The sequence below is a fragment of the Aquimarina spinulae genome, assembly GCF_943373825.1.
In the GTDB taxonomy this organism is placed as follows: Bacteria; Bacteroidota; Bacteroidia; order Flavobacteriales; family Flavobacteriaceae; genus Aquimarina; species Aquimarina spinulae.
The window spans coordinates 335038-350783 of the sequence record NZ_CALSBP010000001.1 but is presented as its reverse complement, the minus strand read 5'-3'; the positions used below and the strand labels follow the sequence as shown (position 1 = coordinate 350783).

The window sequence follows — 15746 nt, the reverse complement described above, 5'->3', positions numbered from 1 at the left end:
AAAAGCATCTTCTATATTTTTTAAACTTTATCTACAATCTCAAACAACTGCTTTATACGCTCTTTTTCAGAAACTGGTACTTCATTCAATAATCGTAAATAGAAATCAACAAACCTCTTGGGCTCCCATCTATTTTCATTTACCCATTGCACCAAAGTCGAATTGAACTTTTGGATTCTGATAGTTTCCATCAATGTGAGTATCGCTGTCGCCCCTTTATTAACTTCAAGATATTCCGTACCGTCAGCGTAGAGCAATGAGGGTTCGGAATTAGGTTCATTGTTCCTGTCTTTACCATATTTGTCCTTTTTCTTTTTTACAAGAAGTTGTAATGCTTCTTCTCCCAAAGACTCTTTCACAAATTGTAATCCAATGGATTCGGGCAATGCCTTGATTAGCATATCAGCTCCTTGCACATTAGCAACAGACAAGTTTCTTTGTACCCATAAACTTGCCAATCCACTTCCTATAGTTTGAAGAATATAGGCTTTCTCCTGTAAACCTTTTGTATCTGCAACCCATCCTTCTTTTTCTGAAAGAACAATTGTATTAGCAAAATTGTAGCTAGGATCTTGCCAGCGATGTATTTCGACTAATTGGAGTTTATCTGCTACAGCATTTATTCCAAACTTTTTTTGCATATAGGCAATTGCTTTTTTGATAGCATCTTGGTACAATTCTATATTGAACGTATGTGAAGGTTTATATAGAATAGTATACTTTATATTATTAGCTACACCTTTTTTGATTGAATAGTCTGAAGAACCCAAATGCCAGTTGAATATCTGAGGTGTATTGATGTTGTAATAAGCAATGGTACGATCACCATTTGTCTCTCTTTTTTGCAATTCACCTGCTGTAAATGGAATTTGTCCTTTTTCTGTACTGATCGTAATGCTTCCTTTAACCAGATTCGCATCTGTTGAAAAAGCATTCTGCTGAAGACCCAAAGAGTCATTTATCAATGGCATTCTTGAACTCAGTTTATTAAGATTTTGTTCTTCGCGCTTACGGTTCTCCAATAGTTCTTTATCACTATCATAACCGATAACTGGTAAATAATCTTGAACACTCCCAAAACTTCCTTTATAGGTAAGATCAGCTTGAAAATCACTTTGTGTAAAGCCTTCATATTTCTTAACTCCTTTCAGTTTAAATTGTAAAAGGCTGTCGGTACGCATAGCTTGTGGAATAAGATACGCAGTGATATTTTGATCTTCATCCTTCTTTATAGGTTTTAACTCTTGCCCTTTGATAATTAGACTTTTTACCATGGCAAAATCCTTACAGTTTAAGAAAATCGTATCTACATTTGTTTTGTTGGTAAGGACTATATCGGCCAAATAAGAAGCCCTTCTTTCTGAAGGGAAAAAGTCAATTTTCAAATCAACCGTCTCATATATTGGCTGAGGGCGTGTTTCTAAATACTTATATTTTTTTTCATACTCGGCATCTAAGCGTTCCTCCTCGGCTTCTGGGGTAAAGTTCCCTATGTCGTAAACATTTTTGTTTATAAATGACATTAAAGCCAAGAATAGACCAAAACATGCAATCATGGTTACCTTAGAAAAATGACTCAGTTGCATATTTTTAAAGGAAATCCTGTTGATCCATTTTTTATCCGAACCACGTTTCCACAACCAAATCCCTGCCATAATCATAGTTGTTGCTAATGCCAACCAAAGAAAGAAAAACCAATTGGCAGCTGGCTGAAATATACCATAACCACTCATCTCAGAATAATCTTCCACCCCTGGCGTAAAACCAAAACCAACTCGTAAATCTACCAAGATGCCTAATTCATACGAAATAATCAAGAAGAAAAATAATCCGGCACATAATATATGAGTAAGAATGCGTTGACTACTTAAAGCTCCAACAAAGAACACAAGGGATGACCATAATACAAAATTAAGGAATGCCCATCTGTATAGCAGAATATCTTCGATAAATCGCCCTAAATCAATATAAGATGCGCCACCCAATAATATCTGAGTGAATATTGAGATCAGGATAAAGCTTACACTTAACACAAAAGAAAGGCCAATTACAGCAGCAAAACGCGAAAGTTGAGTTACCCATACTGGAACAGGTAAAGAATCTGTAATCTGCCAAATGTTAACTGTTTTATCTTTAAAAAATAATTCCCCAGCCCAAATCATGATTAACATATTGACAAACACTCCCCATTGCATACGGAAATAAGTCATATTACTACTTATTGGGAGTTCATTACCTATATAATAAGTGGCATTCCAGGTTACATTCTGTAAAAAGACCATTAATAGAATAATTCCTAAGATGATTTTGAATGAGGTAGGACGAACAATATTCAAGAACTCTAGTTTTGATAAAGACCATAGCTTTTTAAGAAAGTTTGGAATACGAAATTGCTTTGTAACTTTTGGTAACTGTACCGATCGCGTCGTAAAAAAGGTTTTATTTTCCTCCCTTATTTTTTTCGATTTATTAGTCCCTGCTTTTATGAAATACTTAAATGAGAATTTAAAATATGAAACTATTAAAAGTAAAAGAGCTATGCCTATCCAAAGAATTCTATTCTGTAAAATATATCCGGTAAGCTGGAAATAATCTATATTTTTTTGTGTCGTACTCAACATGTCTGTATAATGTTGAGCAGCTACGTACCCCCCTGAATCCGCCAATATATAAGCAAGTAAGTTATCCCCTCCTCCTGTTTCAAAAGAGGTTTGCGCAATCAAAAATATGATAACCACCACAAAGACGGCCAGATAACTTGTAGCTATTCGTCTTGTAAATACAATGGAAAAAAAGACAAGTGACACATAGAAAAACAAGTTGGGTATAGTAAACATGAGCCAACCATGAAACAACTGCCCCCATGGTGTAGAACCAAAACGGTTTGCTTCGCCGATACCGGAAAATGGCACCAACAAATGGCCTACGATCATCCCTGTACTAATCACAATTAGATATAGATATGCTGCAATAAACCTACCCAGAAAAAAATGCTTATCCTTAATTGGCAATGCATAAGTCCATTGAGCAGATTTATATTGTATCTCCTTATATAGTACTCCACCAGTAGCAACAGCTATGATGATAATCATCAACATACCCATACCTGCATAGTTACGATAGAAAATACTGGGAGAATTCATCAGTACTCCATCATTCGAAAAATAGTCAAAGGTACCTTTGGTATACCAAATACCCTGGAAAACAAGCATCAAAAAGAAAATTAGTGTAACCCAACTAAACAAACGTTGTTTGAGCTCGTTTTTTATGATTGAAAGTATTGTTTTCATCTTAATTTTCGCTTAAAATTTTAAAATAGGCATCTTCCAAAGAAGGAGCTTTAGCATCAAATTCACCTGAAGGAATATCATCTGCCATTACTGTAATCATCAATCTTCCTGCAAAGAAACGTTGTGATATGACTTTGTATTTTTCTTGATATTCAGCGAGTTCCTCCTTGTGGATTGGAACCTCATACAACTTATCACGCATAGCTTCTTCAATTTCATTGGGTTTGCCCGTGAGCATAACCTTTCCACCACCAATAATGGCCATATCCTCACAGAGCGTACTAACATCTTCTACAATATGTGTAGAAAGAATCACTACTGCATTTTCACCTAACTCTGAAAGAAGATTGTAAAAGCGATTCCGCTCCATGGGATCCAAACCAGCAGTAGGTTCGTCTACAATAATAAGTTGCGGATTACCCAACAAGGCTTGAGCAATACCAAATCGTTGCTTCATACCACCTGAGTAACCGTCAAGCTTTTTCTTCCTTACATCATAAAGGTTTACCTTGTGAAGTAGTGCTTCTACCGTGTCTTTTCGTTCACCTTTATGCACTATGCCTTTCATATCGGCAATATGAATTAATAGTTCTTCAGCAGTAACATTAGGGTATACTCCAAATTCCTGAGGCAAATAACCTAATATTTTTCTGAGCTCTTCGGGCTTTTTAAGAACATTTATGCCGTTAAATTCAATTTCACCAGTATCCGGATCCTGTAAAGTGGCTATAGTACGCATTAAGGTAGACTTACCGGCTCCATTTTGACCCAATAAACCAAACATACCCTTTTCAATAGTAAGAGATACATTTTTTAATGCTTGTACTCCATTCGAGTATGTTTTTGAGAGGTTTTGAATTTCCAATTTCATTTTTAGTGTTTTTTTGTTATTGAAACATTCTTCATAGTAATTCTTTATAATTTAGCAGTCAGAGTTGCTCCATAAGTTTGGGGAAGACCAAAGGAAGCAGCATTGAACCCTCCAACACCATAACCGTAGCTATAGTATGCCTCATCTGTAATGTTTTTACTCCAAAAGAAAAGATCTAAGTTTTTAGAAGTAATTCCTATCCTTCCATTCAATAAACCATAGGCATCTTGCAAAATATCATTGTCCACCGAAAAGAAGAACTCAGATTGGTAATTGTAGTCAACACTGGTTTCTAAATTGAATTTCTTGTTTAGTGGGAATTTATAATTAATATTGAGATTCCCGTTGAATTCTGCAGCTAGAGGTAAATCATTGCCAGAATAATCCAATGTTGTTCCTGTATTAAAATCGATGGGGTTGTACTTTGTTATTTCAGTATTCAAATAACCCAAATTCAAGGTAAAATCCAATCCACGTGCAGCAACCCACTTACTTTCCAATTCCAATCCATAACTTCTGGATTCCCCAATATTATCAGTCCCGATGACGAAATTTGCTAAATCCAGTACTGTAAAAACTTGCTGATCTTTGTAATTAATAAAGAAACCAGTAAGGTTCAGTTTTAACCGATTCTTTATAAGGTTGGTCTTTATTCCCAGTTCATAATTCAATGAGGTTTCAGGCTCAAAAGGAGCATCTTCAGGATTGAAAACAAAAGTATTAATACCCCCAGGTCTAAATCCTTTAGCAAAATTGGCGAATAAAAACACATTGTCGTTCACATCATATCCTAGAGCCGCTTTAGGAGAAATTGCATTAAAATTTGCTTTATCAGAAAAACTGTTTCCCACAATCGCTGGAGTAGAATAGGTACGTGTCACGCTGGCCTTAACGTCTTCATAGTCGGCCCGCAAACCTCCCGTAAGTGATAATCTATCCGTTATATCATAAGTTACCTGTCCAAAAACTGCTATCCCTTTTCTGTTGGTCTCTGGATCTTCAATTTGTCTAAATGGAGCTAAAGGTGCATAATCAGGAACAGCAAAACCTATATCGGTCCCAAAAAAAACGTACATCATCACGTTCTTCTGTATTTTGGTAAAAAAAGACTCCACCGACCCAATGAAAGTTGGTATCTGACGATGAGTTTAATCGGATTTCTTGCGAAAAGTTATGAAAATAACTTAATCGACCGGCAGATTGAATGTCAAAAGGAGTATAATCAAATTCATCTAAAGATTCTTGCTTTGTATGCTGAAAAGAAGTAATAGCATTAATGGCGAAAGTATCAAAATCATATTTGAGATTAAACGCTAAATTCTGAGTGAGTACTTCTTGGAATACGTCTGCATCAAAATTTACTCGATAAAGGCTATTTTGTAAAATATCTTGCAAAGAATTATCCGGGGTTGCTATAGCAAAAGAATAAGCATCAGATTCTCGTCTTTGAAGATTATAACGAAGAGCCAAAGATAACTTATCGTTGGCAAAATATTTGAATCTGAAATTAGCATCAACCGCCTTTCTGTTTTGCATATCTTTGTTATTGAACTCATTCGTAATAAATCCATCACGTTCAGTAATCCTGGCGCTGGTTCTAAAAAACAATTTGTTCTTAACAACAGGTGTATTTAATGCAAAAGCAAGTTCTTTTGAATTTAGGTTTCCAAACCCAACGGTTGCGAAACCAGACAATTCATTTTTGGGCCTTTTAGTGGTAATTTTGAGAACACCTGCCAAGGCATTTCGACCATAAAGTGTTCCTTGTGGTCCTCGTAATACTTCAATTTGATCAATATCACTTAAGGCCAAAGGATAACCCAACGTAGAAAAGTAAGGTACATCATCCACATAAACACCCATTGTGGGGTTTACGTCTATCGTAGATATTCCTCTGCTGGCTACAACGGTAAAGATACCCGGTCCTCCATCATCATAGGTGTTAAAATTGGGAGCAATACTGTTCAGCTGGTTAAACTCCTTTACTTGCAGTTGCCCTATTTCTTTTGTACCTATTGCCGATATTGAGGCCTCGGTTTTTTGAATGTTCTGTAGCCTCCGGTTGGCTGCCGAAACCACTACCTCGTCGAGTTTACTGGATGATTCGACCAATACAAAGTCAAGAGAAAGTTCTTCATCTTTACCTGGATTTATTTGCTTTGTTATTGTCAAATAGCCAAGATAGCTTACTTCGACAAAATAAGTTTTTGAAACAATATTAACGATGTTGTAGTTACCTTGAGTATTTGTCAATGCTCCCTTTGAAGTTCCCAGGAGATATACCTGAGCACCTTCAACGGGATTTCCAATTTCATCGCTTACGGTACCTTTTATTGAGAATTGTGCTTGAGAAATAATCGTAAATAGCAACAAAATGTGAAGGGATAGGGGTTTTTTTTGCATTTTTATTTATTTAGAATAACTTTAAATAATATATTTGAATGGGTAAATGTAAAAGGGGCGTATAGAACAAGCCTACGCGTAACGGAAAATTAACTACGTAAAACGGAATAACGATGGGGATGAAACTGTACCTAAAAGATTTAGAGGAAATTATCTATGAATCGGGGAGTATACAACATCATTATGATAGTGCAGGAACTGGCGAATTTAAATTTACATTCAATTACAAAAAATTTGATGGTTGGTATAAAGAAATAGTTCTTGACAATTTTAGAATCGGCTATGGAAAGGGTAGATTCGCCGAAAAGACCACTATTTCTTTTGAGTTTGAAGAGGAAACGGTTGAAATGCATTTTACTATAATGGGAAATTCATCTACCTCAATGGATACTTTTCATGGTGATTTTTCAATTGGGTCTAATTCGCATAATATCTTTTATGGAAATGATTTTCGAGGTAATGTAGAATGGAACTCTAAAGAAATGTTCTTCTTCGAGATCAACCTCAAACCAGCATTCTTTGAGCAGTATTTACCAACTTTTGGGCAATTTGAAGCTTTTAAAAAATTAATACAGGATAAGAAATCAGGGATTATTAGTCCTCATAATCATCCCATAACCTCCGAAATGTTTGCTGTAATATATAATATTATTAATTGCCCTCTTAAAAATGAATTTCGAAAATTGTTTCTGGAGTCTAAAGTGATGGAATTGCTACTTTTACAGTTGAATCAAATGCAACAATGTGACTTTTGTTTTGCAAACGCAGAATCTTCAAGAAACATAATTGACAAAATGCATTTGGCACGGGATATTGTAGTCGAAAAATTAAATAATCCTCTAAGTCTTTCGGATTTGGCCAGAATGGTAAGTACGAATGAATGTACCCTTAAAAAAGAATTTAAAAACGTTTTCGGAACGACAGTTTTCGGATATATTCGTGATACTAAAATGGAGAAAGCCAAAAGCCTATTGCTAAATCCCAATTTATCAATCAACGAAATTTCAGATATTATTGGCTATAAAAACCCCCAGCACTTTACAACTGCATTTAAAAAACAATATGGTATAGCACCGAGTTTACTCAGGAAGTAACAACTCTTGGTATCTACAAATAAAACACATAAAAATAAAAAACACTGTTAATCAAACCATTAACAGTGTTTCAATTTTACCCATTTCTAGGTTGTCGGGATGACAGGATTTGAACCTGCGACCACACGGCCCCCAGCCGTGTACGCTAACCGGACTGCGCCACATCCCGAAAAATAAGAGTGCAAATATAACTTTTTATTCTAATTTTTGGGAATCGATTATAAACTAAAATACAAAACTTTTTATGACGATTTCACTTTATTCCCAAACATATTTAATCTTATACTTAAACTCTTTTTAAAGGGATATTTGTGACAAAAAAACAAAAAAGGCTATCAAGTTATTTTGATAGCCTTTGTGAAATTATCTTATTTCAATGAGATCCAGACAAACAAGTTTTGCTGTACATGCTTTCATATCAATATGCCAGTTACATCCTGGTGGCGGTGGTGCTAATGGAAACATGCAATCATCAATATCACTAATTGGAATTCTTGCTACTCCTCCTTTTATTTCCTTTTGTTGAGTCTTGCTCAAAGGCTTTCCTAATTTTTGTAAATCTTTCATAGTCGAAAATTTTAGATCCAAGTATACACAATACTAGTTATGTATATCATCGGTAGTTCCTGTTAACGTTCCTAATTTCTTAATCGCTTCCATTTGTCTTGCTATCTCAGCCAAAGCCGCAGCTAAACCATCTATTCCTCCGTTAGTTTCTCTTAATTCCTTACCTGTTAAATTTCTCATTTTTTGATCGAATTTTAATTAAACATTATTTTTTTGAGTTGCTTCCTATTGAAAACTTTGGTAAAACTAATGTGTGATAATCTCAAATTATGAGACGCCAAAAAATAATTCCTAAAAAGTTAGAATTCACGAACTTATTTTAAGTTCATTATACCAGGAAACACCTATATTTTAGGGTAAGAAACCTGTATAGAAGTACAAGAAGTAATTTAGATGGAATACTTTTCCAAAAATTGTCGGGTGATACATACGTATTAATCTCTTTCGAGAATTTTGATCATTTTAAATGATTTCAACAAATGAAATAATCCTGGTAAAATAACTGTCCCACCAATAATAAGAGATATCCCTAAGACGTTAATAACACTATCAGGAGCTATGTTTTCTATTAAACTAACGCTTCCTGTTTGGGTAATTATTATATCTGGGTAATGAGAAATTAAAACTGCCGATAAAATTAAAAACACCTGCAATCCTGCAAAAAACCTACTCCACACTGTATTCCCTTTTTTAATAGTTTTCCATAACGGAAATAACAGAAATGCAGATAGCACAACAGAAATTATTGTAATAGGATTTTTCATAAATTCCTGTACAAATACATTCTCAACAATGTACCCATACCCAAAGGTTAACAGTCCTACAACAAAAACAATAATTGTAGCAATAGCCGATTTTCTAATATAGATATTTTCATTTCCTTCTTTGGACTCCCCTATTAGCAATACTGAAGATAAAAATGCACAAAGTGCTGCAAAAAATAACCCAACCAGTATGCTAAATACATTAAACCAAGGTTTTACAAATGCTTCATAAAATGTTAAAGAACTAATATCATCTACTATACGTATTTCGCCACTAATCAATGCCCCGAATACCATTCCTAAAAATATCGGAGTAATCAAACTAGAGATTTTAAACATATTATCATATAACTTTTGAGAATTATCAATAATAGCATCATAATGTCTAAATACAAAAGCTACTCCTCTTAGTGTAACTCCTAATAATATTATGGTAAGTGGGATATGCAAACTCACTACCAAGATATTATAATACACTGGAAATGCTATCCATAGAATCACAATCAAAATAATAATCCAAATATGGTTAGCTTCCCAAACGGGGCCCATAACACGATAAATGGTTTTCTTGGTAATCTTCTGATTTTCTTCTGATGAAAAAAGCTCTACTATCCCAGCTCCATAATCTGCTCCACCCAAAACTACATAGAGATACAGGGAAAAAATCAAAAAGAATAATACAACATACAGCATATTTAGTGATTTGAATTATTTAAAACTTTTATTTGTCTAAGCATCAACCAGGTTACAGCAATCGATAAGGTAAGATATACAACAATATAGGTATAGAAACTAAACACAATACCGGGCATAGGGGTTACCGCATCTTTAGTTTTCATGATGTTATGAATTATCCAAGGTTGTCTTCCTACTTCTGTAACGATCCACCCTGCTTCTAATGCAATAAATCCCATCGGAGCCAATATCACAAATAATAACCAATACTTATGACTGGCAAACCATTTTTTCCTTTTTAATGATATGAAATATAGAATTCCTGCAAAAAGTAAAAGGGTACCAATTCCTATCATGACCTGAAATGCATAATGCACCATAGGTACATTAGGTCGTTCGTCCTCGGGAAAATCATTTAATCCTTTAACTTCGGCATCAAAATCTGAAAAAGCGAGAAATGATAACATTCCTGGGATTGCTATTTTATAGTTCACTTCTTGTTTTTCTGCATCTACTATTCCACCGATATATAAAGGAGCTCCTTTTTCGGTATTATAGTGTGCTTCCATCGCTGCAAGCTTTACAGGTTGGCGTTCTGCAATATCTTTAGCAGAAATGTCACCACTAATCGGTTGTAATATTGCTGCTATTGCTCCAAATGTTATTGCTATCTTAAATGCTTTTTTATGTAATTCTACTTTTCTTTTTCGATATACCTGATATGCATGAACTCCTGCAACGGCAAAACCAGTTGCTGTAAAAGCTGCTAATGTCATATGTAAAGCTTGTGTAAACCAGGCTGGGTTTAACATCGCCTGAATCGGGTCTATATTTAGGAATTTCCCATCTATATATTCAAATCCTGTTGGAGCATTCATCCACCCATTAGCAGCAACTACCAAAATTCCTGATGCTACTCCCGATAAACCAATAATAACTCCGGTTACCCAATGAAATCTCTCTGGTAGTTTACCCCATCCATATAAATAAAAACCCAAGGCTATGGCTTCTACAAAAAAAGCTGCTCCTTCTAATGAAAAAGGCATCCCGATAATGGGGCCAGCATGTTTCATAAACTCGGGCCAAAGTAATCCCAGTTCAAAAGATAATGCTGTGCCCGAAACAGCACCTGTAACAAAAAATATTGCCACCCCTTTTTGCCACGATTTGGTTAAGGTTAAATATACCTGATCACGCGTTTTTAACCACTTATAGTGAGATACCACCATAAAAAAAGGCATGACCATACCAATACAAGCAAAAACAATATGAAATATTAGAGTAAATGCCATTTGGAGTCTTGCCGCATCAAGATTTTCCATAAGATCTGTTTTTTTTAAATCTTTAGTTTTACAAAGATACTTTTCGGCATAATAATAGTCTGTAACACGAGTTACAAATATGAAAAAAAGATGATTTCCCCGTAAGCTTCTTTTGGCCTATAAAGATACGATCTAGCTCTGGTTTAATCATTAAATAAAGTCTTTATTTTTTTATAAAAAAATAAAAAATAACACCTATAAAAGCATCCCAATACCAACATATTTATACCCTGTTTTTCCTAAGAAATTTGATACGTAATCACCGTTTCTAATTCGATTACATCATAAATGTTCTTCTCGGGAAAAATTGACAAGGGTTAAGGGAAAAACTACATTTTTAGAAAGCAAGTATCATTGCATCTTTACACCATCAAATACAAAACAATAGTTAACTCTTAAAAAATAAAAAAAAACATGGAAAATACAATTGAAAAAAACCTTAAACACGTTCACGAATTATTGTCAAAAGGAGCTTTTATTGAAGCTATGGACACTTATTTACATGATGATGTAGAATTAAAAGAAGCTAATGATACCCCAAAAAAAGGAAAAGCATTTAATCTTAAGTTTGAGCAGGATTTTATAGATAATCAACTTTCTGAGTTTATTAGATATGATGTTAACAATTATGCCATTAATGGAAATCATTCTTTTTATGATGCTGTAATGGAATTAAAATTAAAGGATGGTAGTACCATGCTTTCGGAACAGACTGTTGTTACAGAGTGGAAAGATGGAAAAATTTACAGAGAACGATATTATCACGCATAATAGTGTATCCCCCACACCTATGCTAAGTCCTTTTTATATCTAGATATAAAAAGGACTTTTATTAGTATTTAAAACAAGGATAAAAAAAATCTTTACTTTATACTATAATTCGGTTTTATTTTAAATGATTTGTCTATATTTGCACCCTCAAAAGGGAAATATACACCTCGGGGTGTAGCGTAGCCCGGTTATCGCGCCGCGTTTGGGACGCGGAGGTCGCAGGTTCGAATCCTGCCACCCCGACTTTTTAATAAATCAATTAGTAACAAAAACTTGATAATCGTATGACTATCAAGTTTTTGTAGTTTTAGGACTATCATTTAATTTGAATTGATTTGTTTAAAAATGTTACCTATTCGGTTACCAAGCATCAAATTATATTAAAAAGGTAACCGAGACAACTGATTTGACTTTTGTTTTTAATGTTTAATTATTAAAACAAAAAAGTATGAAAAACACGCACACCTTCAGTATTCTGTTTTGACTAAAACTAGCAAATACCAAAAATGGAACAGCACCGCTCTATGCTCGTATTACAAGTTAATGGAAAACGAGCTGAACTTTCTTTAAAAAGAAAAGTAGTAATTTCTCATTGGGACATTCATAAGAATAAACTTAAAGGATTGAGCGGTGAAACTCGATTAATTAATACTTATCTGGAACAGGTCTACCGTAAACTGTTTGACTGCTATCAAAAATCACAACATGAAAATAAATTAATTTCTATCTCGTAATTATTAAAGCTCACTTTTTAGGAACTAATGAAAATCGTTTTTAAAGTGATGGATTCAGAGGCCGGATATTATTAATAATAACCATATTATTTCTTATAAAATCTAGGAGAATCCATTACTTTAAAAATGAATCAAATCCGCCAAGTGGATATGGTAGTTTTAACATTCTCAATTCGACACAAAAAGCAACAAATTTTATGGAATGTTACAATTTTGTAGTTTATTATCTATTTAATTTTTTTCGCTTGCTTAGAATTTTCGATTTTACTAATGTATTCAGAAGGAGTAATTTTTTTAATCTCTTTAAATGCCTTGTAAAAGGTAGATTTGGAATTGAATCCAACTTCAAGCGCAATAGAAATTAAGGTCAATTCTTTATAGTCCTCGTTATCAACTCTTTGTAAAAAGTCTTTAACTCTATATTCATTGATTAATTGGTAAAATGTTTTTCCGTAAACGTTGTTCAAAAGCCATGATAAATTATTTGATGTTGTGCCTATTTGGTTAGCCAAAATTGGCAGGCTTAATCTTGGTTGTACATATCCTTTTTTATCTTCCAAAAAAGAGTTCATTAGTTTTTGAAGTTTATTTATTTCATCCTTACCCAATTTGTTTTTCTTAACAGATTTATTTTGACCATTTTCGGGTAAACGAATCTTAAATATTTTTGGTTGCTTTAGACTATAATATCCAATAACATATGCTTGGGCTCCAAATAGTAACCAGATAAGGTCTGTAAAAAAATTACCGTGAAATTTAGAAATATATCTATCAATTACGCTAATTGACCATGCAAACATGCAAGCAGACATAATAAAAAGAATTCTATTAATATATTTTGAAATTGTCTGATTAAATGACAACTCTAGTTTTTCACTTATTTGAAAATAACGCGATAATCGATAAGATTTGTAACAATAAATTGAAATAGAAATGATTGCAAATAATTCAAATAAAAAATAAGAAGCAATTAAAAATCTTTTATACTCTCTCAAATAGTCATATGTAATAATTATTAACACAGAATAAAACAGAAATATAATTGCAGGTAAATAGTGCAAAACAGTAAGATTGTAAGACCCGTTTTCAGAAAAAAGAAGCCTTCTTAAATAAGTATAAATTAATGGTCCAATGATAAAGTAAATTGCAGTTGTAATACCTCTGTAATGCATTAAGACATCCAAATCTTTTATTTTAAAAACTAAAACGCCTTCCAACAAAATACAACCATATATAATTAATAAATATTGTAAGATTTTGTTTGCACCTTTATTTCTTTGAGGAATCGACTTGAATGACAAAATTAAGTAAAGACAATGACCAATAATAATTATTAATAGCAAATCGAAACCAGTTATTTCCATTTATTAAAGAGATTACAGTCTTGGGTTATGTTTGTGTTAGGTCAATTTCTAATTATAAAGATAGATTTAAAATGTGCCCTATTTTAATAATGAGCAATATTATTTAATAATAATTCAAGAATTCTAAATGGATGAATATTCAAAAGCTCTTTACTTAAAAAGTTTAGAAAATAATTAGTCCGAAAGTATATTTTAGGACTGTTGACAATGAAAAATTGTGTTTTTTTGTATTCTCAATATCAATTTAAAACCAATTTTATATTAAAGAAAATCTATTATTTGATTTTCGTTTAATGCTTAATTTCTTGTAGTGCTCAAAAAATCGAGATTAGTAATTGAAATTATCATTGTACCCAAGCAGATTCTATTCATCAATCAAATATAATTTAACTTGAAAAAATCAATCATTTTCCTACTCGTTATTTCTTTGTTTTCTTGCAAAGAATCAAAAGAAAACAATGACCAAAGAAGCACTATACAAGACCCTTCAGTCGCACAACGGGAAGCCGTGGTTAATAACTTGACACCCTTTTATTATTTAAAAGGAAAAGCCAAGATTCAAAACGTTGAAGACCTGATGTCGAAATATAAGGTGCCAGGACTTCGCATTGTTTTTGTAGATGAAGGCAAAATTTCTTGGTCAAAGAATTACGGATATGCAAACCTTAAAGATTCAATCAAAATTGATGATAAAACAGTATTCACAGGAGCTTCATTAGGGAAACCTATCACAGCTATGGCGGCATTGAGTCTAGTAGAACAAGGCGTTTTAGACCTAGACGAAGATGTTAATAGTAAACTTAAAGGATGGAAAGTACCGACCAATAAATTTACCAAAAAAGGAAAAGTTACAGTTCGTAGACTTATTGGACATACTTCAGGATTTAACAGATATTATGGACCCAATTATATGCCTTATGAAACCATACCAACCATTGAGCAAACTTTAAGAGGGGAACAACCATCCAAACATCCTGCTGCAAAATTAGTTGCTGTACCTGGTTCAAAATACATTTATTCTAATCCTGGATATTTAATTTTAGAAAAATTATTAGAAGATGTAACTGATAAAAAGTTTGAAAATATCATAGACGATTTGGTTTTTGTACCGTCTGAAATGAAAAGCAGCTCATTTGAACAACCGATCTCTAAACGACTTATGGCTAGAAAAGCTACAGGGTATTCAGAAAATTTACAACCGCAACCTTATAATATTATTACGTTTAAAGCTGCTGGAGGTATATGGACAACTCCAGACGATTTAGCGAGATTTACATATACATTGCTTAACGATCATGCCAAAGGGACTCATAAACTCATCTCTCAAGACATGACCAATAAGGTATTCAATAAAGGGGGTAACCTTGAGAAACTTGGATTTACACTATTGAATTGGAATAATGATGTAGATGATATTGCTTTTAGGCATACAGGGCAAAATTATGGCTTTACCTCAGTCATTTTTGGATCTGTGAATAAAGAACAAGCGGTGATTATCATGGCAAATGGTGTAAATACTCAAGATTTATTCAACCACATACAAAGAGCTGTAGCTAAAGAATATGATTGGGATTATTTTCAACCAACAGAGTATGAGTCTTTTGATATTGGTGACAAGAACCTTAATGGATATGCAGGTCAATACGATTGGAGAAATCATTTCGTTGTGATTACCAACGAACACAATGTATTGTTTATTCAAATTGATAATGAAAGACACCAGCTTATTCCTGTGGATGAAAATACTTTTTTAGCACCTGACATATCACTTCTTATTATATTTCCTAAAAAACCAGGAGGGAATTTAATTTTCTTAGATAGGAATGGTGATTACTCTCGAGTAAGCAAATCACACCAATAACATGCATTATTTTAATCAAAATTCTAACAT

The 15746-nt window shown here is 33.4% G+C and carries 13 protein-coding genes and 2 tRNA genes; 5 read left to right on the top strand and 10 right to left on the bottom strand.

The window, feature by feature from the left end:
* Nucleotides 1-20: 20 nt before the first annotated feature.
* From NNH57_RS01625 to NNH57_RS01610, 4 genes are read right to left on the bottom strand one after another with little or no spacing between them, the layout of a single operon-like run.
* Nucleotides 21-3290, bottom strand: a complete 3270-nt coding sequence (locus NNH57_RS01625) for an ABC transporter permease (RefSeq protein WP_108808543.1) — start codon at nt 3288-3290, stop codon at nt 21-23.
* 1 nt (nt 3291) lies between these two features.
* Nucleotides 3292-4161 carry an ABC transporter ATP-binding protein gene (locus NNH57_RS01620; protein ID WP_074407929.1) on the bottom strand — a complete coding sequence of 290 codons (870 nt, stop codon included), beginning with the start codon at nt 4159-4161 and terminating at the stop codon, nt 3292-3294.
* Between the two features lie 44 nt (nt 4162-4205).
* The gene (locus tag NNH57_RS01615) at nt 4206-5240 is read right to left on the bottom strand and encodes a TonB-dependent receptor (RefSeq protein ID WP_254504084.1); all 1035 of its coding nucleotides are present in this window, start codon (nt 5238-5240) and stop codon (nt 4206-4208) included.
* Entirely contained in the window at nt 5194-6564 is a 1371-nt protein-coding gene (locus NNH57_RS01610) for a TonB-dependent receptor (RefSeq protein ID WP_254504081.1), read from the bottom strand. Before NNH57_RS01610 ends, NNH57_RS01615 begins: the two co-directional genes overlap by 47 nt.
* A 113-nt stretch (nt 6565-6677) precedes the next feature.
* Here NNH57_RS01610 and NNH57_RS01605 point away from each other — a divergent pair, with 113 nt between their 5' ends.
* Entirely contained in the window at nt 6678-7658 is a 981-nt protein-coding gene (locus NNH57_RS01605) for a helix-turn-helix transcriptional regulator (RefSeq protein ID WP_074407931.1), read from the top strand.
* A gap of 94 nt (nt 7659-7752) precedes the next feature.
* On the opposite strand, the gene NNH57_RS01600 is transcribed toward NNH57_RS01605, so the two are convergent.
* From NNH57_RS01600 to NNH57_RS01580, 5 genes are all read right to left on the bottom strand, one after another.
* A tRNA-Pro gene (locus NNH57_RS01600) sits at nt 7753-7827 on the bottom strand.
* 194 nt (nt 7828-8021) lie between these two features.
* Entirely contained in the window at nt 8022-8225 is a 204-nt protein-coding gene (locus NNH57_RS01595; RefSeq protein ID WP_108808541.1) for a hypothetical protein, read from the bottom strand.
* A gap of 33 nt (nt 8226-8258) precedes the next feature.
* Nucleotides 8259-8405, bottom strand: coding sequence for a hypothetical protein (locus tag NNH57_RS01590; RefSeq protein WP_159025531.1), 147 nt, complete (start codon nt 8403-8405; stop codon nt 8259-8261).
* Between the two features lie 254 nt (nt 8406-8659).
* Complete coding sequence (locus NNH57_RS01585) at nt 8660-9682, bottom strand: cytochrome d ubiquinol oxidase subunit II (protein WP_074407939.1); 1023 nt, start codon at nt 9680-9682, stop codon at nt 8660-8662.
* 2 nt (nt 9683-9684) lie between these two features.
* The gene (locus tag NNH57_RS01580) at nt 9685-10986 is read right to left on the bottom strand and encodes a cytochrome ubiquinol oxidase subunit I (protein WP_108808540.1); all 1302 of its coding nucleotides are present in this window, start codon (nt 10984-10986) and stop codon (nt 9685-9687) included.
* Between the two features lie 414 nt (nt 10987-11400).
* Here NNH57_RS01580 and NNH57_RS01575 point away from each other — a divergent pair, with 414 nt between their 5' ends.
* The 3 genes from NNH57_RS01575 (at nt 11401) to NNH57_RS01565 (ending at nt 12491) form a co-directional block, all read left to right on the top strand.
* A complete protein-coding gene (locus NNH57_RS01575; protein ID WP_074407941.1) occupies nt 11401-11757 on the top strand; it encodes a hypothetical protein in 357 nt (118 codons plus the stop codon).
* A gap of 168 nt (nt 11758-11925) precedes the next feature.
* Nucleotides 11926-12000 (top strand) — tRNA-Pro (locus tag NNH57_RS01570).
* A gap of 263 nt (nt 12001-12263) precedes the next feature.
* Entirely contained in the window at nt 12264-12491 is a 228-nt protein-coding gene (locus NNH57_RS01565) for an Arm DNA-binding domain-containing protein (protein WP_074407942.1), read from the top strand.
* Nucleotides 12492-12718: 227 nt separating this feature from the next.
* Here NNH57_RS01565 and NNH57_RS01560 read toward each other — a convergent pair whose 3' ends face one another.
* The gene (locus tag NNH57_RS01560; protein WP_074407943.1) at nt 12719-13855 is read right to left on the bottom strand and encodes a helix-turn-helix domain-containing protein; all 1137 of its coding nucleotides are present in this window, start codon (nt 13853-13855) and stop codon (nt 12719-12721) included.
* A gap of 391 nt (nt 13856-14246) precedes the next feature.
* On the opposite strand from NNH57_RS01560, the gene NNH57_RS01555 reads away from it, so the two are divergent.
* On the top strand, nt 14247-15716 hold the full coding sequence (locus tag NNH57_RS01555) for a serine hydrolase domain-containing protein (RefSeq protein WP_074407944.1): 1470 nt from the start codon (nt 14247-14249) through the stop codon (nt 15714-15716).
* The last annotated feature ends 30 nt before the right edge of the window (nt 15717-15746 follow it).

What these genes read in the sequence shown, in the direction of transcription:
- NNH57_RS01625 (WP_108808543.1), bottom strand. Translation starts at nt 3,290, where the DNA reads ATGAAAACAATACTTTCAATCATAAAAAACGAGCTCAAACAACGTTTG.
- NNH57_RS01620 (WP_074407929.1), bottom strand. Translation starts at nt 4,161, where the DNA reads ATGAAATTGGAAATTCAAAACCTCTCAAAAACATACTCGAATGGAGTA.
- NNH57_RS01615 (WP_254504084.1), bottom strand. Translation starts at nt 5,240, where the DNA reads ATGATGTACGTTTTTTTTGGGACCGATATAGGTTTTGCTGTTCCTGAT.
- NNH57_RS01610 (WP_254504081.1), bottom strand. Translation starts at nt 6,564, where the DNA reads ATGCAAAAAAAACCCCTATCCCTTCACATTTTGTTGCTATTTACGATT.
- NNH57_RS01605 (WP_074407931.1), top strand. Translation starts at nt 6,678, where the DNA reads ATGGGGATGAAACTGTACCTAAAAGATTTAGAGGAAATTATCTATGAA.
- NNH57_RS01595 (WP_108808541.1), bottom strand. Translation starts at nt 8,225, where the DNA reads ATGAAAGATTTACAAAAATTAGGAAAGCCTTTGAGCAAGACTCAACAA.
- NNH57_RS01590 (WP_159025531.1), bottom strand. Translation starts at nt 8,405, where the DNA reads ATGAGAAATTTAACAGGTAAGGAATTAAGAGAAACTAACGGAGGAATA.
- NNH57_RS01585 (WP_074407939.1), bottom strand. Translation starts at nt 9,682, where the DNA reads ATGCTGTATGTTGTATTATTCTTTTTGATTTTTTCCCTGTATCTCTAT.
- NNH57_RS01580 (WP_108808540.1), bottom strand. Translation starts at nt 10,986, where the DNA reads ATGGAAAATCTTGATGCGGCAAGACTCCAAATGGCATTTACTCTAATA.
- NNH57_RS01575 (WP_074407941.1), top strand. Translation starts at nt 11,401, where the DNA reads ATGGAAAATACAATTGAAAAAAACCTTAAACACGTTCACGAATTATTG.
- NNH57_RS01565 (WP_074407942.1), top strand. Translation starts at nt 12,264, where the DNA reads ATGGAACAGCACCGCTCTATGCTCGTATTACAAGTTAATGGAAAACGA.
- NNH57_RS01560 (WP_074407943.1), bottom strand. Translation starts at nt 13,855, where the DNA reads ATGGAAATAACTGGTTTCGATTTGCTATTAATAATTATTATTGGTCAT.